The sequence below is a fragment of the Mycobacterium sp. NPDC006124 genome (assembly GCF_040614235.1).
Classification (GTDB): Bacteria; Actinomycetota; Actinomycetes; order Mycobacteriales; family Mycobacteriaceae; genus Mycobacterium.
Window position 1 is genome coordinate 48,967 of record NZ_JBEXUA010000011.1, and the last position, 24,990, is coordinate 73,956.

Annotated in this window: 21 protein-coding genes and 1 pseudogene; 1 reads left to right on the top strand and 21 read right to left on the bottom strand. The window is 67.6% G+C overall.

Translation table 11 applies throughout. The annotated features are described in order from the left end of the window. Positions 1-2: 2 nt before the first annotated feature. The 10 genes and pseudogenes from dnaB to ABZ195_RS20930 form a co-directional block, all read right to left on the bottom strand. Positions 3-2,111, bottom strand: a complete 2,109-nt coding sequence (dnaB, locus tag ABZ195_RS20885) for a replicative DNA helicase (RefSeq protein WP_355221129.1) — start codon at positions 2,109-2,111, stop codon at positions 3-5. A 111-nt stretch (positions 2,112-2,222) separates the two neighbouring features. Further along, positions 2,223-3,113: a DUF6551 family protein gene (locus tag ABZ195_RS20890; RefSeq protein WP_355221130.1), complete on the bottom strand. Its 891-nt coding sequence runs from the start codon at positions 3,111-3,113 to the stop codon at positions 2,223-2,225. Then, on the bottom strand, positions 3,110-3,370 hold the full coding sequence (locus ABZ195_RS20895) for a hypothetical protein (RefSeq protein ID WP_355221132.1): 261 nt from the start codon (positions 3,368-3,370) through the stop codon (positions 3,110-3,112). Before ABZ195_RS20895 ends, ABZ195_RS20890 begins: the two co-directional genes overlap by 4 nt. Beyond that, positions 3,367-3,717: a hypothetical protein gene (locus ABZ195_RS20900; RefSeq protein WP_355221133.1), complete on the bottom strand. Its 351-nt coding sequence runs from the start codon at positions 3,715-3,717 to the stop codon at positions 3,367-3,369. Before ABZ195_RS20900 ends, ABZ195_RS20895 begins: the two co-directional genes overlap by 4 nt. Further along, positions 3,714-4,442 carry a hypothetical protein gene (locus tag ABZ195_RS20905; protein WP_355221135.1) on the bottom strand — a complete coding sequence of 243 codons (729 nt, stop codon included), beginning with the start codon at positions 4,440-4,442 and terminating at the stop codon, positions 3,714-3,716. The genes ABZ195_RS20900 and ABZ195_RS20905 overlap by 4 nt, the downstream gene beginning before the upstream one ends. Before the next feature lie 92 nt (positions 4,443-4,534). Continuing rightward, positions 4,535-4,810 (bottom strand): annotated as a pseudogene (locus ABZ195_RS20910) (WhiB family transcriptional regulator); the annotation flags it as partial. Positions 4,811-5,126: 316 nt separating this feature from the next. Further along, entirely contained in the window at positions 5,127-6,155 is a 1,029-nt protein-coding gene (locus ABZ195_RS20915; protein WP_355221137.1) for a hypothetical protein, read from the bottom strand. Positions 6,156-6,384: 229 nt separating this feature from the next. Further along, positions 6,385-6,780, bottom strand: coding sequence for a helix-turn-helix transcriptional regulator (locus ABZ195_RS20920; protein WP_355221139.1), 396 nt, complete (start codon positions 6,778-6,780; stop codon positions 6,385-6,387). Between the two features lie 69 nt (positions 6,781-6,849). Then, on the bottom strand, positions 6,850-7,212 hold the full coding sequence (locus tag ABZ195_RS20925; protein ID WP_355221141.1) for a hypothetical protein: 363 nt from the start codon (positions 7,210-7,212) through the stop codon (positions 6,850-6,852). A gap of 55 nt (positions 7,213-7,267) precedes the next feature. Further along, positions 7,268-8,119, bottom strand: coding sequence for a ParA family protein (locus ABZ195_RS20930; protein ID WP_355221142.1), 852 nt, complete (start codon positions 8,117-8,119; stop codon positions 7,268-7,270). Between the two features lie 351 nt (positions 8,120-8,470). Between ABZ195_RS20930 and ABZ195_RS20935 the strand changes: the two genes are divergently transcribed. Beyond that, complete coding sequence (locus ABZ195_RS20935; protein ID WP_355221143.1) at positions 8,471-8,758, top strand: hypothetical protein; 288 nt, start codon at positions 8,471-8,473, stop codon at positions 8,756-8,758. 79 nt (positions 8,759-8,837) lie between these two features. Here ABZ195_RS20935 and eccE read toward each other — a convergent pair whose 3' ends face one another. The 11 genes from eccE to eccB all read right to left on the bottom strand — a co-directional run bounded on the left by eccE (position 8,838) and on the right by eccB (position 24,981). Continuing rightward, the gene (gene eccE, locus ABZ195_RS20940; RefSeq protein ID WP_355221144.1) at positions 8,838-10,817 is read right to left on the bottom strand and encodes a type VII secretion protein EccE; all 1,980 of its coding nucleotides are present in this window, start codon (positions 10,815-10,817) and stop codon (positions 8,838-8,840) included. After that, positions 10,817-12,229 (bottom strand): type VII secretion-associated serine protease mycosin, encoded by a 1,413-nt coding sequence (mycP, locus tag ABZ195_RS20945; RefSeq protein WP_355221146.1) that lies wholly within the window; start codon positions 12,227-12,229, stop codon positions 10,817-10,819. Before mycP ends, eccE begins: the two co-directional genes overlap by 1 nt. 11 nt (positions 12,230-12,240) lie before the next feature. Then, a complete protein-coding gene (gene eccD, locus ABZ195_RS20950; protein ID WP_355221148.1) occupies positions 12,241-13,800 on the bottom strand; it encodes a type VII secretion integral membrane protein EccD in 1,560 nt (519 codons plus the stop codon). A gap of 18 nt (positions 13,801-13,818) precedes the next feature. Beyond that, positions 13,819-15,381: a hypothetical protein gene (locus ABZ195_RS20955; RefSeq protein ID WP_355221150.1), complete on the bottom strand. Its 1,563-nt coding sequence runs from the start codon at positions 15,379-15,381 to the stop codon at positions 13,819-13,821. 182 nt (positions 15,382-15,563) lie between these two features. Further along, a complete protein-coding gene (locus tag ABZ195_RS20960) occupies positions 15,564-16,418 on the bottom strand; it encodes an ESX secretion-associated protein EspG (RefSeq protein ID WP_355221152.1) in 855 nt (284 codons plus the stop codon). A gap of 150 nt (positions 16,419-16,568) precedes the next feature. Next, a complete protein-coding gene (locus ABZ195_RS20965) occupies positions 16,569-16,865 on the bottom strand; it encodes a hypothetical protein (RefSeq protein WP_355221154.1) in 297 nt (98 codons plus the stop codon). A 45-nt stretch (positions 16,866-16,910) separates the two neighbouring features. Then, a complete protein-coding gene (locus ABZ195_RS20970; protein ID WP_355221155.1) occupies positions 16,911-17,207 on the bottom strand; it encodes a hypothetical protein in 297 nt (98 codons plus the stop codon). 144 nt (positions 17,208-17,351) lie between these two features. Beyond that, positions 17,352-18,686, bottom strand: coding sequence for a PPE domain-containing protein (locus ABZ195_RS20975; protein ID WP_355221157.1), 1,335 nt, complete (start codon positions 18,684-18,686; stop codon positions 17,352-17,354). An 87-nt stretch (positions 18,687-18,773) separates the two neighbouring features. Next, complete coding sequence (locus tag ABZ195_RS20980) at positions 18,774-19,043, bottom strand: PE domain-containing protein (protein WP_355221159.1); 270 nt, start codon at positions 19,041-19,043, stop codon at positions 18,774-18,776. Positions 19,044-19,216: 173 nt separating this feature from the next. Beyond that, positions 19,217-23,398 carry a type VII secretion protein EccCa gene (eccCa, locus tag ABZ195_RS20985; RefSeq protein ID WP_355221161.1) on the bottom strand — a complete coding sequence of 1,394 codons (4,182 nt, stop codon included), beginning with the start codon at positions 23,396-23,398 and terminating at the stop codon, positions 19,217-19,219. After that, positions 23,398-24,981: a type VII secretion protein EccB gene (gene eccB, locus ABZ195_RS20990; RefSeq protein WP_355221162.1), complete on the bottom strand. Its 1,584-nt coding sequence runs from the start codon at positions 24,979-24,981 to the stop codon at positions 23,398-23,400. Before eccB ends, eccCa begins: the two co-directional genes overlap by 1 nt. Between the last annotated feature and the right edge of the window lie 9 nt (positions 24,982-24,990).

Here is a 24,990-nt window from a genome sequence, read left to right on the forward strand (position 1 = left end):
CGCTAGTAGCCTTTTTCATATTCATGACCGCCTCTCGCCATGTTCGCAAACCGGGACATGTGAAGTTGCTCCGCAACTGTGATGGATCGGCAGGGTCCCGCGCGGTGCTTGCCGATGATGATCTCGGCTTCCCCGGCCTGCGGATGATTGTGTTCAATGGCGGAAGGCCGATGCAGCAGCATCACGACATCACTATCCTGCTCGATGCTGCCCGACTCGCGAAGGTCAGACACCATGGGCCGCTTGTCCGTTCGTTGCTCGGGGCCTCGGTTGAGCTGGCTGATGGCGACGACGGGAACGTCGAGTTCCTTGGCCAGCAGCTTGAGTGTCCGGGAGAATTCCGACACCTCCTGCTGACGGCTTTCGACCTTTTTGCCGGAGGTCATCAGCTGCATGTAGTCCACCACAACGAGTTTCAGATCGGTCTTCTGCGCCAGGCGCCGGGCCTTGGCCCGGATCTCCATCATCGTCAAGTTGGGTGAGTCGTCGATGTAGAGCGGCGCCTCGCTGATGTCGCTCATCTTCCTGGCCAGCCGGGTCCAGTCGTCGTCGCTCATCTTCCCGGAGCGCATGCTGGCCAGTTTGATCTTCGCCTCTGCCGACAGCAGCCGCATCACGATCTCCGACTTGCTCATCTCCAGGGAGAAGATGACGCTGGCCATCCGGTGCTGAATCGAGCACGATCGCATGAAATCCAGTGCCAGCGTGGAGTTGTGGGTGGGCACCATCCCGCTACCGGCGAGGTACAGGTGGTCGTCGTTGTCGACCTGCACACAGCGCACGGCGACGCTGTGCCGAGCGCGGATGACGGTGACGGTGCGCTCGCCGGCCACGACGTGGATCGTTTCGCCGGGCCATCCTGGGGCCACGACGTACCCCAGGGTGCTGAGCAGCTCGACGGCGAGGGTGCGGTTCTCGGCCAGCCGCCAGGGCGCCTCGATCGTAAAGCTGTCACCGGGCCCGCCGGTGACGGCGCTGGCGTGCAGGAGCCCGCGCAGCATGGTTCGTCGCTGCTCCAGTGACCCCCGCAGGTAGTGGGACATCACCGTGTCGTAACCGTTGAGTGCTACACCGCGGTCGCCGGCCAGGAAGCGACCGACGGTGTACGGGTCGTCGCGCTGGGGGGCGATCGCGGGCAACTCGACGGCGGCCGCGGTGGGGATGGTGTCGCCCACACGTAGCTCGGCGGTGATCGTGATGCCGCGGCGGGTCGCCCATTGGTGCTGTTCGTCGGCGGTGATCACCGTGCCGTCGGAGAATTCGACGTCGTAGCAGGGTCGGCCGTGGAGGACCTCGGTCGCGGCGACTACACGGGTGGGATGGCCGTCTGCGCCGAGCAGTTCGTCCCCGACCTCGACCTGCTCCATCGTGGTCCACCCGGTCGGTGTGGGCAGGGCGGTGTTGAGCGCCAGCGCTTTACCGACGCCGGGGCGGGCTGCGACGGTGATCATCTGGCCGGGGTGCAGACCGTTGGTCAACTCGTCAAGTTCGATGAAACCGGTGGGGACGCCGCGGGCCAGGCCGCCGTTGGTGCTCAGCTCGTCGAGTTCATCCATCGTCGGCTGCAGCAGATCGGCCAGCGCCACGTAGTCCTCGCGGCGGTCTCGATTGGTGACGTCGTAGACCTCGGCTTGGGCGCGGTCGACGACATCGGCGACATCGGCACCTTCGGCGCCCGCGTAGCCGTACTGCACGACGCGGGTGCCTGCCTCGACGAGGCGGCGCAGCGTTGCCTTCTCGGCCACGATCCGCCCGTAGTAGCCGGCGTTGGCGGCGGTGGGAACCGTCGCCAGAAGGGTGTGCAGATAGGGCGCCCCACCGACGCGGCGTAGGACGCCGCGGCGGTCGAGCTCGGCGGCGACGGTCACCGCGTCGGCGGGTTCACCGCGGCCGTAGAGGTCCAGGATGACGTCGAAGATGCTTTGGTGGCGCGGCTTGTAGAAGTCACCCGGCCGCAGAGCTTCCAGGACGTCGGCGATCGCGTCCTTGCTCAGCAGCATCGCCCCGAGCACGGACTGCTCGGCGCTGTCGTCGTGCGGGGGCAGGCGACCGTAGTCGCTGTCGTCGGAGCGTTCGCTGACCGCTGCGGGTCGGTGATCGAGGGCGGTCATCTCAGGTCTCCTTCCTGTGCCGTCGTGTGGTGAGTACCGGCGGGCCGATCCGTTTCCGTCACCGCGGGCCCGATCCGTGGCCGTGAGCTGCGGTGACGGCAGGTCCCCGTGTCAGGCGGCGGCGGGTGCTGCGTCGTCGGCGCCGGCGGCGGTCCGGGTGGTGGCCGAGGCCGCGCGCAGGACGCCGCGGAAGCCGGGCGCCATGGCCAGACGGGAGCCGGCGGGCCGGTGCAGGTTGTAGCGCTCGTGCAGGGTGAGCGCCACGAACTTGGGCAGTGCACCGGTGCCGTGCTTGCCGTTGGCCTTCTTGGCGCGCGCCAGGGCGCCGACCCGCTCGGGGGTCAGGTCGATCAGCGCGTCGACGAGGGTGTCGCAGTCGAACTGCGCGTCGGTGCCGAACGCGTCGAGCATGACCGCCATCCCGCCGACCATCGGTGCGTCGAAAGCGTTCTGCTGGGGCCCCCAGGTGTCGTGCAGGAGCCGGAGGCTGTCGCGCAGCAGGGGGTGTCCGCCGCGGCTGCCGACGATCTTCTCCAGCATGGCGGTGCACCTGATGTGCCCGTCCTTGGGTGCGTCGTCGACACGCAGTCCGACCCGAGCCACGGTGGCCTCGATCGCGGCTACGTCGGGATCTCCCTGCGCTCGTCGCGCTTTCCATCGGTTCCAGGTGCTCAACCGGCGGCGGTGGACGTCGATGCCGAGGAACAGCTGGGCCTCTTCGGCGATCGACAGGCCGCTGTGGACGCGGGCGGCGATGGACGCGGCCGAGTCCATGGCAGCCACTGTGGCCCAACGGTGTTGACCTTCGATCACCGCGTAGCGCGGGCGGCGCTCGGGTCCCCGGTCGGAGACTTCGATGACCCCGAGCAGCTTCGGGTCGAAGGATGCGCTCATGGTGCGCACGCGCTGCGGATCCAAGGGCCGTTGGTAGGTGTGGTCGACGAACAACTCGGTGACGGGAATGGCCAGAACGTAGGGGGCGACCGGGTGGGGTGCGGTCATCGGAGTGACTCCTTCACGGGGGCGGGGGTGGCGATGGCCCAGGCCACATGGCGGCGTCCTGGACGGCGCAGGCGCCGGACCTCGCCGCGGTGTTCCAGGACGAGCAGGTTGCGGTAGGCGGTCTCGTTGACCAGGCCCGGCGCCCAGCGCTGCAGCAGCTGGCGTAGCTCGGCGGTGGTCAGGTCGCCGCCGGCCTCTGCCAGGATCTCCAGCAGGTGCTTGCGTACGAGGTCGGGATCCAGGTGGTGGGTGCTCATCGCATCCCCACCGGTTCGTCGGCGCGGTGGTTGAAGATCTCGACCAGTGGTGCCGGGGGTCCGGTGATGGCCGCGCATGCCGGGCACAGCGGTGCGCCGTCCTCGAGTAGTGCGCTCGCGGCGGCTTGGATGAGGCGCACCCCGCACCGGGAGCGCGGCGGTCGGCCGAATGCGACGTCGAGCAGGTGCTGGAGCCGTCCGACGCAGTGGATGACCTGGGTGCCCTCGTAGCGCCGCTGGCAGCCGCAGCGCTGCCCGTGGGGCGGATCCCAGTGCCGCAGGGAGCCGTGCAGGTAGTCCGGAACCCAGGACGCCGGGGTGGCGAGAACGGTGGCGGGCGAGGTCATCGCCGGCCACCGATTCGTCCGGCCGCCCAGAGCGCCTGGTAGTCCAGGCGCGCCAGCAGGTGCAGATCCTGCGCGGGCAGAGTGGGCAGCAGCCGGGCCAGCGCCGCTGCTGCGGTCCCGTCGTACTCCATGGCGGCCGGAAAGATCGCCGTCACGTCACCGGGGATGTCGGCGATGAACCCACCGCCGGCGATGTCCTCACCGAGATGACGGACGGTCCAGCCGTACTTGCCGACCAGACGCGCGAGCAGCCAGGCCGCGGTGCGCCCCCGCGTCATGGGCTGTTGGCCGGCCGGCACGGTGGGCAGCGCTTCTCCGCGACGCCAGTTGCGGTGGTGGCGGTGCGGGGAGCCAACCTGGGACTGCACCAGCCAGCACAGTTGGGTGAGCCATTCGTCGCCGGTCTCGGCGTCGTTCTGGCCCAGGCTGGCGACCGCGCGGGCTAGTTCGAGCAGCCGACGCGCCGGCGCGTTGCCCGGAACCTGTTGTCGTGCGCGACGATTGCCGCGCAGGTCCCAGCTCACGGTGACGGTGCGCCGCGTCGGAGTGTGTGCGGTGACGAAGGCGGTGGCGGTGTGGGCGTCGAATTCGAGGCGCTTGGCGTGCCAGCCGTAGGCAGCGAGATCCACTGCGTACCAATAGGCGTCGACGACCTCGGCGGGCGGCTGATCCTCCCCGAATCCGGGGATCTGCCGGCGCCCGGCGCGCTGAGCGGGCCGGGTCATCCTGCCAACCTCGCGTGCTGCTCGTAGCCCTCGGTGGCGGCGATCGCCGCGACATCGTGGTCGTCTTCGTCGTCTTGCGAGGGGTGGATGTCGATACCGCGCTTGAGCCGACGTCGCTCTCGTTCGGAGAGTCCGCCCCAGATGCCGAAACGTTCGTCATTGTCGAGCGCCCACTTCAGGCACTGGTCCCGCACAGGGCATCCCAGGCAGATCTTCTTGGCTTCCCTGGTCGATCCGCCCTTCTCCGGGAAGAACGCGTCGGGGTCGGTCTGCGGACACAGCGCCCGCTCGTACCACTCCTCGTCCGACGGTTGCGGGGGCTGGCTTTCCAGCATGGCGGTCAACTCGATCACGGCGGCTTCAGACATCGCTACCTCCCTTGGGTCAGTCGCTTTCGCGGTCCCGAGTGTGCAGATCAAACCCGTTACGATTTGCACATCCGTAGGCTCAGATTAGCCACTGACTAGGACAAACGGCCTTCCCGCCTTAGGTAACTTTATCCGTGGTGGTGAATACGTCGTGAGCAAGTTGTGAGTGCTGTGTGCACGTCGACAGTTGATTGGCCGTGGCCTGCGGCGATGCCACGTCCCCGCCTAAGTGGCCGTCAACGAAAAGTGGCGGCTTCAGCGAGGCCGCCACTCTGGGGCTCTGTCATTTGCGCTGGCAGCGGCGCTGGAGGCGAGACTAGGCCGGGCGACGCGAAGCCCCGACCTCGCTGTAGTCGAACTCGAACATCGCCAGGAGGTCGGTGTTGAGTTCGTCGAGGGAGGCTGCGGCCAGCTCGTTCTCGGCCGCGGCGGCCCAGAACGCACTGTCGGCGACATCGGCGACGACACCCGCTCGCTGTGCGCGCTGGTGCAGGCTGTCGAGCGTCGCCACGCATTGATGCAGCACCATCAGCCGCCCCAGGAGGGCTTCGGTGAGATGCCGGGTTTCGCCACGCAGCGCGGCCGCCCACGTGCCGGTGACCAAGTGTGCGACTTGAGCCCGCTGGGCCTCATGCTGATCGAGAACCCAAGCAGCGCGGGCGATCTGAAAGATCTCCTCCGCGGCGTCGAAACCCGTTCGGACGAGGGTCAGTCCCGGCAAGTCCCAGGCCGGACTGCGATCGAGCAGGGTCACGATGGTGATCCCTTCGAGCAGGAAGGCGCCACCGGACGAGACTGGGCCGGCACCGGCGAGCGGATTCCAGTCCAGAGTTCGCTGAGCGACGTGGACCTCCGCGGCCTGGGATCTGGTGAGCTTCAGGGGGTCACGGTTGGCCCACACGAGCAGCGACGCGACGACCAGCGCCACGCCGCCACAGGCCGCTGCGCCCCAGGCGGCCCACGCCCCGATGCCGGCGTCATCGTCGGGGGCGCGCACGCTCAGGGCCGCGACGAACGCGAGCATCACCGCCGCGGCGACCCAGCACACGGCGCCCCGCGGGGAGGCCCATCGCGGCAGTCGACGGCGGCGCGGCCCAGGGATTCCATAGAGCGCGGCGGGATCCATGCCCCTGGCGCGCCTACGCACGATCAGTTCGGCTGTCGGGGTGCTGAGATCGGCCAGGCGCAGCGGCGCGAGGTAGCGCCCGCGCCACAGCCAGGCGGGCCCGTCAACGGTGATACTGCGACGGTCCTGGGCTTGCCAGAACGCCAGCCGCATCCGAATGTGAGCCTTGAGCGCCGTGCCGACGGCCGCTATGCCGTCGTCGCCGTGTTCGCTGTCCACCTCAGGTCCTTCTCCCGTTCCTGGGAGCGAAAATCCCCCTCGGAGAAAGCAACTCCGGCACGGGGCACGTTGCCGCACCGCTACCGGGAAACCTCTTGCCAAAGACCCCTGTAAGGCACCGTGCCGGAGTTGCGAGCCTCAGTCTATGGCTCCATCACACCAAATCGCCTGCCGCACAGGGGTTGCTTTTCGCAACATCCGCCGGCGCGCAGACAGCTCGCGTCAGCCCCTATTCGGGCAGGAAGTCATCGGGCATGAAGTACGACGGGGGGACGCCGAACAGGCGCGCCAGTTCGTACACGACGTCCAGACGCGGCGGCGCCTCGCCGTGGAAGTAGCGGTAGATCTGCGTTTGGGAGACCGGCAGGTCCGGTGCTTGCTCCTTGAGCATCCGCTGGATGCGCAGCGGCGTGAGCTTACGCACCCTGTCGGTTTCGAGCATGCGCACGTTCATGCTTCCAGCTAATTCCTGGAACTTCTTGGCGAAGAACTCGGTCGCGACGTGCGGAGGATCGATCGCGGCCTTGCCTCGTTGTTCTGCGCGCACCAGTTCGTGCGTGCCACCTTCGGGCTTATCGTCGTCGTCGGCCGCGATGTCGGCAATGTTGTCCATGTGGTTGGTCACCCGTCACCCAATCCTGCGTCGATGCCAATCGGCCGATCCCCCGACTTGTTTACCAGCAACGATTCCAGCCTATCCAGTAGACGTCGAATCGCCACCGGTGGGATGCCCATCCGTCACACTTGGGACAGCTGCTACCGGTGGCGGCAACGCCCGAGCCACACCGGGAATGTGCACGCCACGGCGTTCGAGGAACTCCTGGATAGCCAGCGACGCGGCGTCCCCCTTGGGCAAGTCGTACTCATCGACGAATGCAGCAAACGCGTTGTGCACATTGGTGTTGATGTGCACGTTGATCCCCGTGCGCTTGACCTTGCGGCTGCGCAGCTGCTCCAGAGCAGGATCGTGGGCCACCAGGTCGGCCACCTGGTGACCGGCCGCGGCCGGCGATGCCGCGGGCGTGGCCGCCGCTGTGCCGGAGGGAACGCCTCGCATTCGGGCAGCGTCCTGAGACACCGCCCGCCCGCGAGCGGTCGGCAGTGGCATGTCCTTAGCCATTGGGGATCAGTCCTTCCTCCGCGATGCGAATCGCGACGCGCTGATAGTCCTCAGCGGCGGTACAGGTCGGGTCGTACACCGAGATCGGCTGACTGTGCGCCTTGGCCTCGGTGACACGCACCGTGCGCGAGATGTAGCCCAGGTACTCCTTGGCCCACGCGTCCTCGACGGCACGCCGGATGGTCTTTGTCGCTCGCGAGCCGCTCATGTAGTTCGTCAGCAACACGTGGGTGATCTTGATGCCGGGGTTGTTGAGGTCCACGTTCTCCACCGCCGCGTCCAGCGACGCCAGTGCCGCCACCTCGTCGGGTCCGGTGCCCACGGTCGCCAGAACCCACGTCGCCGCTGAAAGTGCCGCGGAGGCAAGCTCATTGAGCGTCGGTCGGCAGTCGATGATGATGAAGTCGTAGGCCGGCAGCGTCTCCACCTCGCGGCGCAGCCGCATCTGGCCGCCGGGCCCCAGGCCCTTGTCGAGTTCGTCGAGCGCCTCCCTCGACGGCGCGACGTCGACCCCGTAGTCGGTTCCCTGGATGACGTCGTTGAGCGGCAACCTGCGGTGCTTCTCGGGATGCAGCACGTTGAACATGGTCGGCGTCGGGTCACCGTCGGGTGGAATCTCCAAGCCCAGACCGGAGGTGGCGTTGCCTTGCGGATCCATGTCGATGAGCAGCACGCGGATCGGTCGGGTCTGCTGCTCGGCCTCGTCGAACACCTGCAGCCGAGTCAGCTCGTAGCTGAGGTTCACCGCGGTGGTGGTCTTACCCACACCGCCCTTGCGCATGGCGACCGCAATGACCACGGGCGGGGAATTCAAGGCCCGGACCAGCTTCGGAGTCTTTGGCATGCGCAAATCATAACCTTCCAAGACTGGGGGAATGCCTCTGCTGCGGGAAAAAACTGCCGGCGACCAGGGGCCATACTGTCTTCGCAGGTCAAAGCATAATTCACAATGCTTGTGCGCGACACGCGGGGCTGCGTTCACGAACCATGAAGAGCCGATTCACGGACGAATCACGTCCAACGTGGGCACGTCACCGCTGGTCATCGGACCCCAGACCGTTTCGCCACTGCTCATCTCACCGCCCCTTCCCGATAACCCGTCGCCGACACGCCGCGTCATCACCGCCCCGATTCCCTGCAAATCGCCCCCTCCGCGCACCGGGCAGCGACCCTCACGCGGCAATACCATTAGCCAATGAGCCCCCATGCCGAGGACCTCACCTCTCCGGCCGGCGCGCTCAGCGCCGCGCTGGACGCCATCTGTGAAGCCTCGGCCGAGGACGAACCGTGGCGGCGCTGGCAGTTCGCACGTACCGCCGCCGACTACGCCGCGGAGGCGTGGTGGCACCCCTCCAGCAGCGCCGACCAACGCGCCGACGCATCCCGCTACCTCAAACTCGCCCTCGACATGGACGAGGACACCAAGGCGCGCCACGATCGGATGCGCGCCCGCATGGGACTGCGGCCACCCGTCGAACCGTAACCGCGTCCACGCACCGCACAGCACTGTGCCCCGCCACTTTTCGGTGGCGGGGCACAGTGCCTTTCACGGTTGCGACCCGTCACTCCTTGGGTCGATAGTCGCGCGGCGGCCGACGAGGCGGTGGCGGCGGCGCCGGCTCGCTGGAGCGCTGACTACGCGGAATCCGTTGCGGCCCACCCAAGTCGCGGTGCCGACCGCCACCATCGCCGTTGGGCCCGTTGCCGTTGACCGCGTTGCCGTTGACACCGTTGCCGTTGACCCGCACGCGATCGAGGCCGGGATCCGGGGCCGCGGCAGCCGGAGCCACCGTGGGCGGCGCCGGGGCCGGCGACGGTTCAGCCGAGGCACGCCTGCGTGTGGGCGCGGGCGTCGGCGCTACCGCCGCCGATCGCCGCCCGGTGCGGGACAAGACCGGAGCCGTGGACACCATCCGCCGCGGCTGCGGAATGTCGTTGTGGCCCAAACCGAGATAGCGGTCCTCCTCCCGCGTCCGGATCGTCCACACGGTGATGGGGTCGGCGTCGCCGATGCTGACCTCCAGGACCTGGCCGGGCCCTTCGACGATGGTCATGTCCGCGCCACCACCGGCGGCGTCGGGGCCCAGCAGCCGTAGCACGGTGCGCGTCGGCACGGTGGTGACCGTGCGGCCGTCGAACACCGCGACATCGCTCGTGCGGGCACCGGCGGTGGCGTAGAACAGCCGCCGCTCGTCGTTGACCGTGGCGACCAGCCCGTCCCAGCGTTGCCGGTCGTCGGTGTGGATGGCCACCACGGCGCCGGTGACGACGGCGCGCAGGACGAGTTGGCGGGCCACTTCCACGCCGACGCGTGCATCGACGCGGCGCCGCTTGGGCGAGCCCGACTGATCCCACAACGGCACCACCGCCAGCGTGCCCTCGTCGAGCTGGCCGAGGATCTGCCCGGACGGCCCGATCGGCACCCGGACGTCGCGCACGGCGGAGAACGCGACGGTCGGCATCGTGGCACGCAGGGCGCGGTCACCGGCGGGAATGCCGGCATCGAGCATCTGCCGCTGAATTCCGGTGGGACGAGCTAGCTTCGCCTCAGCCAGCGGCTTGTAGGCCTTGCCGTGGTGGACGTACCGGAGGAGCACGCCGACCTGAACCTCGGCGCCGCCGCCGGCGCCGGTCAGCCGGATCACCGTCATCGTCTCCTCGGTGCGCCAGGACCACCAGCGATCCAGTTGGCCTTGCGCGAGCAGCTCGGGGTTGCCGACGTAGGTGGTGATGAAGTTGGGCCCGGATCGGATGTAGGACCACTTCTCCTGGTTGTCCGCCGGCCCGACCGGGGCCAACAGCACGTCCCCCATCGCGTCGAGGTCCTCCGCTGAGAGCGCGTACGCCGGGATCTGCTCCTGCTGCAGCCGCTGAACGGCGCGGTGCGCGGCGGCGGCCAACGCCTTGGGCCCGGCGGTGCGCGACGGACCTCGCTCGATGATCCGGTCGAGATTGTCAAAGGAGTTCAGCCGCAACACCAGCCAGGTGCGCCGCTCACCGACCACGTGCCGAGGCCCCACGAACTGTGAGTACACGGTGCGGTAGGCCGTGCCTGGTGGGACGTGGCATCCCGCCTCGATGACGTCGATGTCGATGTTGAGTCCGTACTGCGTCATCAGTGAAACAACCAGCGACAGCGGCAATTCGCTGCCGCTGACCGTGTGCCCGTTGGCTTCGGTGGTCATCGCCAGCTGCGGGGCCACCTCGACCACGGCCACCAGGGTCTTGCCGTCCCACCGCACACCGGCAGTGCCGGAGATGACGTTGACATCGGTCGCCGGCGGAAGTTCCGGGGGCAGCGGCCGGCGGCGATGCCGCAGGAACGACCACACCACCGCAAACCACTCGACGAGCAGAACCCGTCCCCGGATCGGGATGAACAAGGCGATCGCGGCAGCGATCAGGATCGTCGCGGCGGCCCACACCGGAAGCGCCTTGTTCACGGTGAAGGCGACGGTCACCCACACCGCAACGCCGTACACCAGCGCCGAGATCATGGGGACGCGGATCCACCGCCCCCGCGCGCGTTTCGGGCCCGCCATCACTGCCTCCTTCGCGCGCCGGTCGCGGTCACGACGATCAGCACGATCACGACCGCTGCTGTCACCGACCCGATCACGATTGCCGCGGTCCACTTTGGCGCCGCGTCAGGTGGAGGCGGGGGCGCCGGCAGCGACAGCTCTGCGGCCTGCACGGTCACCTCCGGGGCTCCGTTGACCGGGATGTCGTAGGTCAGCGCCGCTACCGGGTCGATCAGGCCGCGGCCGACCGCGTTGTCCACACCGCGCGCCGGCGCGTGGGCGGTGGTGATGATGCGGGTGGCGACCTCGCGGGCGGTCATCTGCGGGAATCGCGACCGCAGCAGCGCCGCGGTCCCGGAGACGTAGGCCGCCGCGAACGACGTGCCCGCGATCGGTACGAGACCGCCTTCCTCGCCGGGGACGCCGTTGATCACACCCTCGCCGCTCGACGACAACGACACGATGCCCGACCCCGGCGCGGCCACGTCGACCCACGGCCCGGACATGGTGTTCTCCGCGCGGGCCCCTTCCGGGGAGACGAATCCGACCGACAGCACCAGGTCGTCGAACCACGACGGGGTGGACACCACGGTGACCCCGCCCCAGTTGCGCGGATCCGACGGCCGGGTCGGGTCGGCGTCAGGGTTGCTCTTGCAGTTCTGGTTGCCCGCCCCGCTGTCGACGCTCGAGTTGACGTTGCCGGCGGCGGCGACGACGAGCGCGTCCTTGACTTCCACCGCGTACTTGAGGGCTCCACCGAGCATGGCCTGGTCGATCGGCGTCGACACCTTCACACACGACACCACGGAGATGTTGATGACCCGCGCACCCATGTTGGCCGCGTGCACGATGGCCCGCGCCAGCGTGCGGATGTCACCGGCAGTACGAGATTGGTTAGGGTCGTCGGGATTCGAGGACTGATCCTGTGGCATGTACGCCAACGAGGTCTGCCGGATCGCCAGGATCTGTGCGTTGGGCGCCACCCCGATCAGCCCGTCAGTCGGCGCGGGCGCCGCGCCGATGATCCCAGCCACGATCGTGCCGTGTCCCTCACAGTCGTCGAACCCGTTGGCCGCGGGGTCCACGTAGTCGCCGCCGGCGATCATGCCGGGCAGTCGTGGCTGGGGCCGCACACCGGTGTCGATGACGGCCACGATGACCCCGGCGCCGGTCGAGAACTTGTGCGCCTGCTCAATCTGCAACGCGGTCAGCGGTGGCGGCGTCTTGGCCAGATCGGAGTTCGGCAGCACGCCTCCGACGACGCATCCGCCGTTCTTGCGCATGGGGCCCTCGGGTCCCGGCGGGCCGTCCGGCGGGGCGGCTGCGACATCGGGGGTAGGCGGAGTGACCGCACCCGCGGTTCCCAGCGGGGCGACCGCGACCAGGGCGGTGACCGACGCCAGGACGGCCGCGGTACGCGCCGCGAGCATCATCGAGCGCATGGTCACAGCAGGTTCCGGAAGAAGTTGAACGCCCCGATGATCCAGAACGCCAACATGGCCACCGCGAAATTGGCGAAGAACTCCAGATACTCGATGCGCCGCAGGGGAATCGGCGATTTGATTCGTCCCGGCAGCAGCATCCCGGCCAGCGCGGCCAGCACCGTCACCAACGCCACCCCACCGATGACGCTGATCTCGGCCACGGCGGTGGCCGTGCCGGCGATCACGGTGAGGGTGAAGCCGACCAGCAGCAGGAACGCACCCACGAAGAAGGTCACCGCGTGGACCCGATCGGGAAGCGAGCGACCACGCAACACCAGCACCAGGATCGACAGGACCGCCACGGCGACCTCACCCCAGAAGTAGTGGGTCGCAGGCTCGGTGGCCACGATCGCACCCGCCACGATGGTCGTCACAGCGGCGACGAACAGACCGGTGAGGTACTTGTTCGACACCCGTGCCCGGCGTTCGAGCTGAGCGTCCTCGTCCTCCGACAGCGCCACGGTGCGCACGTCGTTACCGTCGTCGAACACCTCGACGACCATCGCGGCTTCGTCGAGCTCGGCGCGGTCGATGTCCTCGCCGGGAACCGGCAGGCTCGGAGGTTTGACCCCCGCCAGCGATAACGCCAGACCGGGCGCCACGGCCACCAGGATCATGCCGATGACGACGGCGACCGTGCCGATCTGACGCATGTCGAACCCGGTGTAGGTGCGCACCCCCGCCGCGGCCGCGCCGATTACCGCCATCGTCACCACCGTGGTGTGCACGCTGATCCCGATTCCGGTCAGCCACAACACGATCAACGACACCGCGGCGGTGGCGAAGGCGGCGGCGAAGACGTTGGCCGCCGTCCAGCTTCCGGGGGTGTTCTCATAGGCCGGTACGGCCACCCACCCCAACGAGAACGCCAGGGGAAGCGCGGCGATACCGGCGGCGTAGGACACCTGCGCGATCGAACGCCGCGACGCCACGACCGCACCGAGGATCGCCAGCAGCGTCAGGGCACCCGCGGGAGGCGCCCACCACAGGCTCGACGGCGTGGACCACCAGGCCGCGATCGTCAGCGCGCCGGTCAGCGCAGCGCCTCCGACGATCGCGATCAACCCCAGAGCACGGGCGGTGTCAGCGGTGAACGACGCGAACTTGACGGCGTTGAACTCCGCCAGGGCATCGCTGCCGTCCTCGATGATCGGCTTGAAGACCTCGTTGGAGTGCACCTCGCGCAACAGCAACCGGGCACCGTCGAGGACGCCGGCCTCGGCCAGCGACAGCGTGCGCGCGAACGGCATGCCGCCTTCGACGGCCAGGGTGTACACACCGGTGGTGGTGAAGTCGACGTTGAGGCCCTCACTGCGCAGCGTCTCGACCAGGAAGGGAACCAGGCCCTCCATGACGATCGACAGCGGCGCATGCGCGGCCAGCGACGTGTCGACGTTGTAGTTGCCGACGTGGATGGCGACCCGGATCTGCTCGGGGACGGCCTGGACCGGCGCCCCCGTGCTCTCGGGCTGCCTACCGGGATCGGCTGGCAGCGACTCGACCGGCAAGACGACTGACATGTGTTGTCTCCCTTGACCTTAGCTCGCGACGGCTACCGGAGCCGGCGGCTGGGGCACCGAGAAGTCGTCGGCCAGCGTCGCCGCGAGGTCCTCGAAGTCTCGGCGGGTCTTCTTCTTCAGCTTGTCCAGGTCGACGCTGAGACCCTCGTCGAGGTGCGGATCGAACGGGATGTGATGCAGCTTGAGCTGCTGCCGGGCCAGCACCGTCGTCAGCGCCTTCATGTCCAACCGCGTGTTGGCCGTCGTTTCGTTGACCACCAGCACCGTGCGCGCCAGCAGCCCCTCGTAGCCGTGATTGCGCAGCCAGTCGATGGCCTGGCCGGCCTTGAACGCCCCTGGCGCCGACGCTTCCACAAGCAGCACAAGGGCATTGGACTTGTCCAGCATCTCGCGCACCACGTGCGAGTTGAGCGCCTTGTCCCCGTCCCACAGCAACATGCTGTAGTAGTGCGAAGCGATCTCGTAGACGTCGCGGATGTCCTCGGGCACCAGCACCCGCTCACCGTCGGGCCGCCATCCGTTGGCCAGCACGTGCAGATCGGTCTCGGTCGTCGACAGGAAGCGCTGGACCTGATCGTGCTGACGCAGATCGTTGGATTCGGTGTCGAGCATCTCCATCATCGACAGGCTCCGCGGATGCACCGCAGTCCGCAGCGGCAGATCACCGGCATCGGGATCGGCGTCCACGGCGATGACCCCATCAGCGCGGATCGAGGAGAACACCTGCCCCAGCGTGGCGGTCACCGTGGTCTTGCCGGCCCCGCCCTTGAGCGTGAGCACGGCGATGGCGTACATCGAGTCCTTCGGGGCGCGGATGCGCTTGTAGACCTCGCGGCGGCGGCTCTCCTTCTTGCCGGGCTTGAGCTTGAACCCGGTCTTGTTCATCGCCCCGCGCCATCCGGTGTTGGCCACCGGCGTGCGCTCCTCGTTGGCCAGCCGGATGAGGTCCTGCCGGATGCCGGCGGAGGCGGCCTGAATCGGCGCGCCGGGGCGGCGGTACTGATCCGCCTCGACGCCACGTCCCGTGGCAGCCTCCCGATCGGGCACCGCCTGACGCACCCGACCCTGGTCGGGGGTGACGGGGATCTGCTGGGTGACGTCGGGCGCCTGGTACTGCTCGGCCTGGGGTTGTTGCGAACGCCGCGGGGCCATCTGCGGGCCCTGATGTTGACCCTGGGGCGACGCGGTGGGCTGACCCCAGGGCTGCCCCGGCGAGGCACCCCACTGCTGTCCGGCGTTGGTGAAGCGCTGATCGGATTGCTGCGAGGCACCGTTGGTGACACGCGCCGGCGTTGCCGGCGCGCCCCACGGGGCTTGCTGACTGGGCTGCGACGTCGAGGCTGTGCGCTCACCGTTGAAGCCGCGCTCACCGGCGGGCGCCGGCGCGGCCGGGGGTCCCGGCGGAACGCTGGGCCGCGCACCCCATTCCGAGGAGCTCGCGGGCGTGATGCTCGTGGCCGGCGGGCCGGGCAGCTCCTGCGGCGGGGCGGCGGGCTCCGATGGTGCGGACTGCGTAGATTCTTCAGCGCCCTCGGGCTCCGACCAGTGCCGGCCGTTACCGGCTTCCACGTTTTCGGCCATTCGGCTCACCTCTCCCCGCAAAATCTGACGGTGTGACCGGACAGTGTTCCGGTCGTTTGACTGCTGACGCCTTGGGTTCTCTGCAAGACCATTGTCCTAGCGTTCACCAGCACACTAGCGCACCAAATTGGTCGAACTCGTGGCCGAAGACCCTCATTTTCCTGCACCGATGCACCGGCCTGTCAGTCCTGGTCACCACGGGCAGCGAACCAGTCCCTACTCGGGGTCAGCTGCACCAGATCGGCCATGGCAGCGCGGAATCGCGTGAAGGTTCCGGGCCCGAAAGTCACCCACAGGCGGGAACGTGGCCCGTGCCCGCCCACCGCGGACACCACCCGCCCGAACGAGGTATCGGCCACCATCACACCGGCTTTGGTGTCGACGGTCTGGATACCCCGGTTCTCCCGCATGACGATCTCGCAGCGCTGCCCGCTGTAGGCCGACACCTCGTTGAGGATCTTCGCGGTCTGCACGTCGACACCCAGTTCCCCGCGCAGGGTGCGCAGCATGTCTCCTGGGGTCGAGGCCGCCGACAAGTCCGCGATCTGATCCAACGGGAACGTCACCGGTTCGAACTCCGCGGGCTGCGGCGCCAGCACTTCAGCGGACTCGCGCATGGCCGACCAGATCGGGGTCGACACCACGTCGTCGAGAGACTTCGTGGTCGACCACACCGCCTGCACGACCATTTCGTCGTTGCGCCGCATCGCCATCACGTGGGTCTCGCCGCGGCGGGCGACCACCGCGCGGCGCATGCGATCGTCCTGCATTCCGCGCAGCGTGACCTCCATGTCGGGGCGCTCCAGCACCCGCATCCAGGACGCCAGCGTGGGATCGACGTTGCCGTCGAGGTCGATCAGACCCGACTCGATAAGCAGGGGGACTGTTTCGTCGTCAACGCGGGCCTGGTCTTCGGGGTAGTAGACGTTGTTCATCAACGCCAGCACCGGGGACAGGCTGTCGATGTCCATCAGGCGTTTGATGAACAACGCGGAATCGACGCTCAGGTGCGCTGCTGCCAGGATGTCGCGTGCCATAACCACCGATGTTACCGCCGGTTGACGGCCATTCCGCCTGCCGGACAGCCCTTTTCACCTCGCCAGCAGGTGCCCTACAACGCAATAGGGCGCCCCGGTTTCCACGTCGTGGTGGAGTCGAGGCGCCCTATCGCACGCAGCGGCAGTCGATCAGGGAAACTGCTTCATCATCTGACCCTCGTTGGTCCCCATGTCCGCGGTCCCGCGGCCGTAGGCGACGGCACCGCGGCCGGTGATCTCGATGGTGTCCTGGCAGACGTGCTGGAACTTGGTGAAGCTCTCCTCGAACACCATGGCGGTGTCACCGGTGAAGCTGCCCAGCAGGGTCTGCTTGTTGGCAACCCCGGCGTCGAGCAGACCCTGTGCGACGGTGCCGCACTGCTGGATCTGCTGGGCGATGGACTCCATCAGCGGATAGTTGTAGTAAACGTCGTCAGACGAGGCCATTTCTTATCTCCTTGCGGTTCAGTGGGTTTCAGGCTGGCTGGACGATCAGTGGAACGGGTTGACGACGCCGGTGATCTGCTGGAAGTCCGACGATGCCGCGGACTCCTGCGCGTCGGTCGAGCCGATACCGAAGTGCAGCGCCTCGCGGATCGAGTCCAGCACCTGGTTGTTGGTGACCGCGGTCTGATGGATGTCGCTGAGCCAGGTCTGGAACGACTGGTTCATCGCACCGCGGTTGGCCGCCATCGCCGAGTCCGCGATGGCCATCAACTGCTTGTTGTTGCCCTGGGCTGAATCGACGAGCCCCTGGAAACTGGCGGTCTGGGCCGACTGAACGGCCATGTCCATACTGAACGGTGAGCCACTACCGGCCATGAGTATCTCCAATTCTGTTGGTGGAAGAAACGCCGCTCCTGGACTCACACGCCATCGCGGCGCGCCGCGCTCCGAACAGCCTTGAGCGCAAGTGTGTGGGGAGGCCCGTCATCAGCTGGCCTCCTTCTCGTCATCGGTCTCTCGTCCGGCGACCAATGCGCCGGCTGTCACCGTCTCTTCGTCCTCGGGGACGTGGCCCCACATCGGAATGAGTTCGGTGTCAGGTCGTTTGACGGTCGCCGCCTTCTCCTCGTCACGGCGGCGCGCACCGTGCATGGGCATGCCCGAACCGGGGCGCATAGCGGAACCGCCACCGCTGGGCGCGGCGGGTGCCTGCGGCGGCGCCGACCCCGGCATGGCGCCGTCCCAACCACTCGGAAACCGGAAACCCGTTGAGGCACCGGATAATCCAGCCAGGTTCGGCACCCGGATCGCCGCGGCCAGACCGGACCCCCCGGTACTGCCTGAGAGCCGGTCTAGGGTCGTCGACGACGGCTGGGTGTCGAAGAACCCCGGATTGTCGAGGCGGTGCTCGGGCGAAACCTGGTTCATCAGGTTGCCGATCTGCGAGCCGAACTGCTGACCAATCTGCTGGGCCTGTTGCGCGGCCTGCTGGGGGACCTGCATCACCTGCTGCCCGGCCTGCGCGGCCTGCTGCGGGATCTGCTGGATCAACTGCTGCGCCATCTGGTTTTCTGCCTGGCGCTGCACGTTGCCCTCACGGAACCGGTCGACGGCAGCTTGGGTCTCGGCTTTCTGAGCGCCTTGCCCCATTCGTTGCACCATGCCTTCGGCCTGAGACATCCCGATGCCGAGCTTGCTCTTGAGCACCGAAGCGATGTTCTGCGCTTTACCCGCCTGCAGGCGCACGCGATCGGTGGCCGCCATGGCCGCGGCGATGGCCTGGTTGATCACCGAGGGGAAGCTCGTGGGCATCGACAGCGGGGGCAGCTTGGCGAACGGGTCGTAGCTGGTGTTGGCCACCGTCTGCGCCAGGTAGTTGGTCTGCACCATGATGTCGCGCATCCACAACCCCTGGTACTGACCTTCCTTGATCCCGATCGGGATGGTGTTCATTCCCAGGAAGTTGGTGGCGTGCAGGGTGGCGGTCGTGACGCGGTTCTCCACGATTTCGACCATCTGCGCCATGGTCGTGTAGGCCTCGGTGAACGCGGCGGCCTGCGCCGCGGTCCTGGCCCCGGAGGTGATGATCTGGGCCTGCAGGAGCCGGTTGACGATGATGAACCGCATGACGGTGGCCTGCATGGCCTGCGCCGCCGGCCCCTGCCAGGACGCCGACAGGTAGGCCATCATCGCGGTGAGCCGGTCGATGGAGATCTCGTAAGCCGTCGCTGCGGCGACGAACTCCGCCGACGCAGCGGTCATCGGGGCCGCACCGGCCCCGGACATCAGGCGGCCGGTGATCACTTCAGGAGGGCCGAACACAGCGCACCCCTCTCTGTCGCGGAGTCGAAGGCTGCGTGCCCGCGCCCTCTCCGAATCCCCCGGTCATGATCGTGATCGCCGCCCTGGTTACACGAACGGCGTGGCGTTGGCGGCGTCGACGGTGGTGTAGCTGGCATCGGTGATGCCCAGGGTGCCGGCGAAACGTGCCAGCTCCAGGAAGCCGAGCATCGACGTGCCGAGCAGGTCGGCTGCGTGGGCACTGGTATTGGCTGTGGCCAGCGCGGATGCCTCATCGGTGCCCGCCGGCGCGGGCGCCATGATGACCGGCGCTCCCCCGTCGATGACCCCGGCGGTCGAGGCGGCGTTACTCACCACGTCGGCGACGCTGGCCATCATGACCGAAGACGAAACATTGGTGATCACTAGCAAACCTCACTTCCCCGATGCCGCACATGGCGCTGTGCCGGCAATGTTACCTGTGATGGTAAATCTACCCGATAGCATACCGCCACCGTTGAGTGCTGGTGTCGCACTTTTTCCTGCTCGTGAGCCATGCCGGCGGTCAGGCATCAGTCGCCCAGATTGTCGTCGTCGCTGTAGCGGATTCCCGACCAGGCGCTTTGAATCCGCCCCGAGCGCGCTACCGCGGCTTCGGCATAGCGGGCCCGGCCGGGGATGCCGAAGCTCTCGAACTTGTGGTCCCCGATCTGCCCGTCGTGCTTGTTGCCCGAGAGCATCACGGTCGGGACGGCATCGTTGAGCATGCGCTTGAGGATCGGGTCGCGGTTGACCGCCATGTAGAAGTCCTCCGCCGCCCGCGCCAGCACGAAGTGCCACCCCTGGGCCAGTGGCTCGTTCTCGACCTGCGGCAACATCTTGAAGATCTTCGGCGTCTCGGCCATATTCCGGGTGTTGGCGAACAGGTGGTAGTCGTCGACGACGACGAAGACGTCCGGCCCGCTCCACCACGACCGGGCAGCCCGCGTCTCAGCGTCGATGTTTGGCGGCAACGCGCGCCCGGCGATGTCGTAGGTCTCCCACAGCTTGGACACCGCCGCGATGAACTCGTCCTCGTTGGTGACGTAGGCGAACAGGTTGTTGTCGCTGATCTTGCCCAGGTGCCTCCGGCGCGGGTCGACGAAGATCACCGCCGCCTCGTCCACCCCCCTCGGGAACCTGCGGGTGAGACCGTCGTAGAACGAGCCGACCGCTTCGCTCTTGCCGGACTTGGCGTTGCCGACGATCAACAGGTGCGGCTCCCGCCACATCTCGGCGTAGGCCGGCGTGAGCCGCTCCTCCTGGATGCCGAACGGGATGCGCATCTGCCGTCGCGGATCCCAGCGACCGTTCTGCTCGATCGACCTCGTGTCGGCCTCCTCGACCAACGCCGCGAGCTGCTCGTGGGTGAATGACGTCGGCAGGGTCCGCAGCCGCTCGGCCGAGCTGGTGGCGAACTGCTCGGCGATCTGGCCGACCAGAGCCGTCATGCCCTCGCTGATGGTGCTGCGGTCGTCGATCCCGTCGACGCGCGGCAAAGCCACCAACCCGTAGAGCTCCGACCCCGCCACCAAGACGTGGCCGGCTTCCTTGCGCCGCTTCTTCGACAGCGCGTTGCTGATCCGCGAGAACTCCGTGTCCGAATGCAGCTCGACGATCCCCTTCATGTGGGGCTCGATACCGCGCATCTCCACCACGCGCGCCGTCGACAAGACCAGGTGCACGCCGTAGTTGAGGGCGCCCACGATCAGCGACTCGATCTCATTGCCGCGGAACTGCAGCACCTGCCCTTCAGCCACGGCCGCGTCCCATCCGTCGATCATGATGTAGACGTCGCCGTAGTGGTCCTGGCGCAGTAGCGGGTGGTCGGGGTTGGTGCGCAGCTTGCGGTAGTCGGCCATGGTGCCGATCTTGTACTCGCGGAAGATCCGCTCGCGATCGCCGATCAGGGTCCGCACCTGGGCGATCATGCGGTTGATGGCGTCGGGTTCGGACCGTCCGGCCACGCCGCCCACGTGCGGCAGTTCGGCCAGCGGGCCCAGGCCGCCGCCGGCGTAGTCGACCAGGTACATCTGCACCTGCTCGGGGGTGTTGTGCAGGGCCAGCGAGCAGGCCAGCGTCTTGATGGCCGTGGACTTGCCGGTCTGCGCACCACCGATGATGAGGATGTTCTGGTCGGTGGTGTCCAGGGTCCACAGCGGCTGGGTGTGCTTGGCGGGGTCGTCGAACAGACCCATCGGCACCCTCAGCTTGGGCAGCGCGGTGTTGGCCGGAACCGACCACTGCTGCAGCTCCGGATCGGCTTGGTCGAGGGTCTTGACCTCCAGCGGCGGCAGCCACATCCGGTACGCCTGCGAGGCGTCGGCCGCACGCAGCCGCTCGACCACGGTCGTGAAGATCGTCGGGGCGTTCTCGAGTTCCTCTTCGGTGCGCTCGGGTTCGCTGACCACCTCGGCGGCGTTGGCTGGGTCCTTGGGCAGTGGCGCCTCGATCGCGGTGAACGCCTGCGGTCCGACGAATCCGCCCTCTTCGGAACGCGTTTGGGCGCGCTCGACGATGACTTCCGATGCCGGCGGGAAGTAGGCCGCGCCGGTGAACCCCGCGTAGAACTGGGTCAGCTCACCGGCGCGATCACCGGCGCTGCCCAGCAGAATGCCGTGACCGGGGGTTCCCGGCAGGCGGTAGGCGGCATCGGAGCTGTCGAGCAGGGCCCGCGACTCCTGCGCGGTCTGGGTCTTCAAGCCGATCTTGTAGCCGATGTTGGATTCCAGACCGCTCGTACGCCCGGAGATGTCGAGGTTCTGCGAGGCGAACAGCAGGTAGATGCCCAGCGATCGGCCCACCCGGCCGATGCGCTTGAACAGATCGCCGTACTCGGGGTATTCGGCGAGCAGTTCGGCGAACTCGTCGATGATGACGAACAGCGACGGCAGCGGGGCCAGGTCGACGCCGCGTTCGCGCAGCTGCTCGTAGTCGCGAATGTCCTTGACGTCGTAGCGATTACTCAGCTCGTCGGCCGAACGCAGGATCTGGAAGCGCCGCGCGATCTCGCCCTCGATCATCTCGCTCATGCGCGTCACGAGGTGGGCTTCTTGCTCCATGTTGGTGATCACCGCGCTGACGTGCGGCAGATCGCCCATGCCCAGGAACGTCGGGCCGCCCTTGAAGTCGACGAGCAGCATGTTGAGCATGTCCGGCGAGTGCGAGACGCACCCGTTGACCACCAGGTTGCGCAGGAACTCCGACTTACCCGAGCCCGTCGTGCCCAGCAGCTGTCCGTGCGGGCCGGTGCCGCCGTCTGCCGCCTGTTTGAGGTCCAGGTCCAGGCGGTCGCCGTTGGACAGGAATCCGATCGGGATCCGCAGGCGCCGCTTGTCGCCGTACCGGCTGATCGCGCTCCAGGTGTCCATCGGATCCAACGCGCCGGGATCGCGGACCCGCATCAGGGTGCCCCAGTCACGGCCACGCTCGGACTGCTTGGCCTGCCGGCCCAGGCTGGTCAACGACGCCACCTCGAACTTGGCGAGCTGGCGGGCCATGGTGCGCGCATCGATCAGCGAGATCTGATCGGCCACCGCCACTTTCGTCGGTTCCGCCAACGGCTTGTCCGCCTCGGTGCGCCACACCGTGCGGTCGGTGTCACAGCGCAACACGATGCCCTCACGCGAGGTCAGCGCATCCTCTGGCGGATTGACCATCAGCCACGTCACCCCGGCCCTCGGCTCGATCACCGAGTCGATGAGCTTGTCGGTGACCGCGGAGTCCACGACCACCAGTACGTGGCGGTACTTATCGTTGGTGAACTCGACGTGCGGGTCGAAGTTCATCATGAAGTCGATGATTTTGGCGGGGTCGTCCTCGTCCTCACCGCCGACGTCGGCGGTCAGTGTCGACCAGTCCGAGTACATCATGCGGGCACTGCCGAGCCGGTCGAGCTTGAAGGGGTGCTGGGTGTGCGGCAGCCACTTCATCCACGACCACTGCGGCCCGTCCGGGTCGTCGGTCAGAACGATCATGGCCAGGTTGTCGGGCCCGTGGGTGATCGCGGCGTGCAGCAGCATCGACCGCAGCATCCCCAGCGACACCTCCCGGTCGCCGGAGAACCCGACAACTGGAAACCGTGCCGTCGCCAAAGCCAGCGGCATGCCCGACACCGTGGAGTGGTGACGCAGGAAGCGAACCGTCTGCACCCAGCCGACCGGCTCCAGGAACTCTCCCGGCGGCGCCTCCGGGGCCACGACGCGCGCGGCCAACTCGACCTCCCCGAGCCCGTAGCGTAGCGCGGTGAATCCGTCGTTGGTGGGTGTCACCTCCCACATGCGTTCCGTCCCAATGAGGCTGGGGAACATCATCGGATCGGGGAAGGCGTGCTGCAGACCTTCGTGCATGCTCAGGCCGCGCTCGAAGACCTTCTCCCGCGTGACGCCGAGCCCACGCGTCTGCGCCTTGCGGTCCGAGAGCAGCTGGGCGCGCGATGTCCCGCCGCCGCCGCTCTGGCCGAACATCATCGAGCCCATCCCCATGAGCATGATCAGCGGGAACATCAGGAACATCGGGTTGAACCGCCCGGTGCGCATCATCATCGCGACCATGCCGCCCAGCACCACCACCATCATCAGCGGCACACCGATGGTGCGCAGCTTCGATACCGGCTCGCCCTCTTCGATCTCTTTGGGCGCGGGAACGTTGATCTCGTCACGCGAAATACGCGGCGGCGCAACGGGTGTGAACGGCCTATTGAAGCTGGTACGCACTAGTTCGCTCCTTTGACGTCCAGGCCGGCGACGGTCGGGTTGGGGGGAACGCCGTCGTGACGGATCAACGCGTCCTTCTGCGACAACGTGGGTCCTGCGGCGAACAGCGAGATCACCACCCACGGTGCCGGCACCGGGTAATGCAGCGCCAGCGCCGTCAGGGTGACGTCGCCGCTTTGTTGATCAGAGGTGTCCAGACCAAACCGCACACCGTTGTCGGCGACCCAGAAGTAGGACTCGCGCAACCGGGAATCGGTTGCCGCACTGGTGACCTGAACGAACCGGCCGGTCGTCGACGGCATGTACACCTGATCGGCGGTCATCCCTTGCGACGTCGCGGCCGACACCATCGGCAGCAGTGACTTGACCTGTTCGGGGGCCAACGGCAGGGTCCGCCCGGTGATCACCTCGGTCCGCGAGGTCGGCTCGTCACCGAAGTGCGACCACGACCAGCACGTCACCGGTTCGTTGTCGGCGTCGACGAGGGTCACCGTGTTCTCGGGGTAGAACGACACCGCCAGCTGCCCCGACTTCGGGAACGACGCCAGCTCATCGGGACCCACCTCGACGGGCTCGGTGCTGACCTGCGGGTTGGCTGCCCGGATCATGGTCGCCGCGGTCAGACTGACTTCCTGCACGCCATCTGCGAGCGTGGCGTAGTACTTCTTCTGTCCGCCCAGATCCCGCGCGCTGAGAATCGTGCCCACGGTCAACGGCTTGTCCAGCGCGAACGCCGGCCGTTCCCCTACCCCGGCGATCGCCGGAGCGATCAGCGGCGGCTCGGCGGGGATGGCGTTGAACAGCCCTTGAGAAATCGGCAGCACCAGATCGTCGGCGCGCAGCCCCAATGCGTCGGCAACGATGGGGTCGGTGATGTTCACCGTCGAGCGGATCACCACCCCGTCGGGCCGCGAGTAGATCAGCCAGGTGCGGTTGTCGTATCCCACCAGCCTGGCCTGGTTGCCGCCCATGGTGGCGGTGTCGGCCCCCTTGGTCAGCGGCCCGCCGATGGCGGTGGTCGTTACCGGTGAGCGCGCCGTGGTGGGCAGACCGGACACCGGATCCAACGGCACGGCCGCACCGGTCATCGTCGAATCGCACACCGTCCATACCGACCACGGATTCTGGGCGTCACGAATGTCGTTGGGCGCACCGATGATTCCGACCAGCGACCCCTTCGGGTACTTGTCGATCTCGGCGGCACTGGCACGCACCGGGACTTCGGGCTGCCCGACGATCAGCCGTGCCGACGTCAGGTTGGCCACCGGATCCAGACGGTCCCCGACGCGCACGTACAGCGCACCGGTGTCCTTGTTGGCGACGATCTTGGCGTCCTTGACCTGCCCGGCCGGGGAGAACAGCCCCCACACCACTGCACCGATGCACACCACGACACCCAGGGCGATGCCGAGCACCAGTGGCGATGCCTGCGCGCGCTGAGGGTCGTCGATCATGCGGGTGTCGCGGCGAACCAGGGCGTGCTGCAGCCGCCGGTACAGGAACCGCCAGCCGCTGACCTGATACTTCGCCGTGAGCCGGAACCCGCGGCGGCGCCTCTGCTCGGGGCCCTCCAGTTCAGCCACGACGACCCT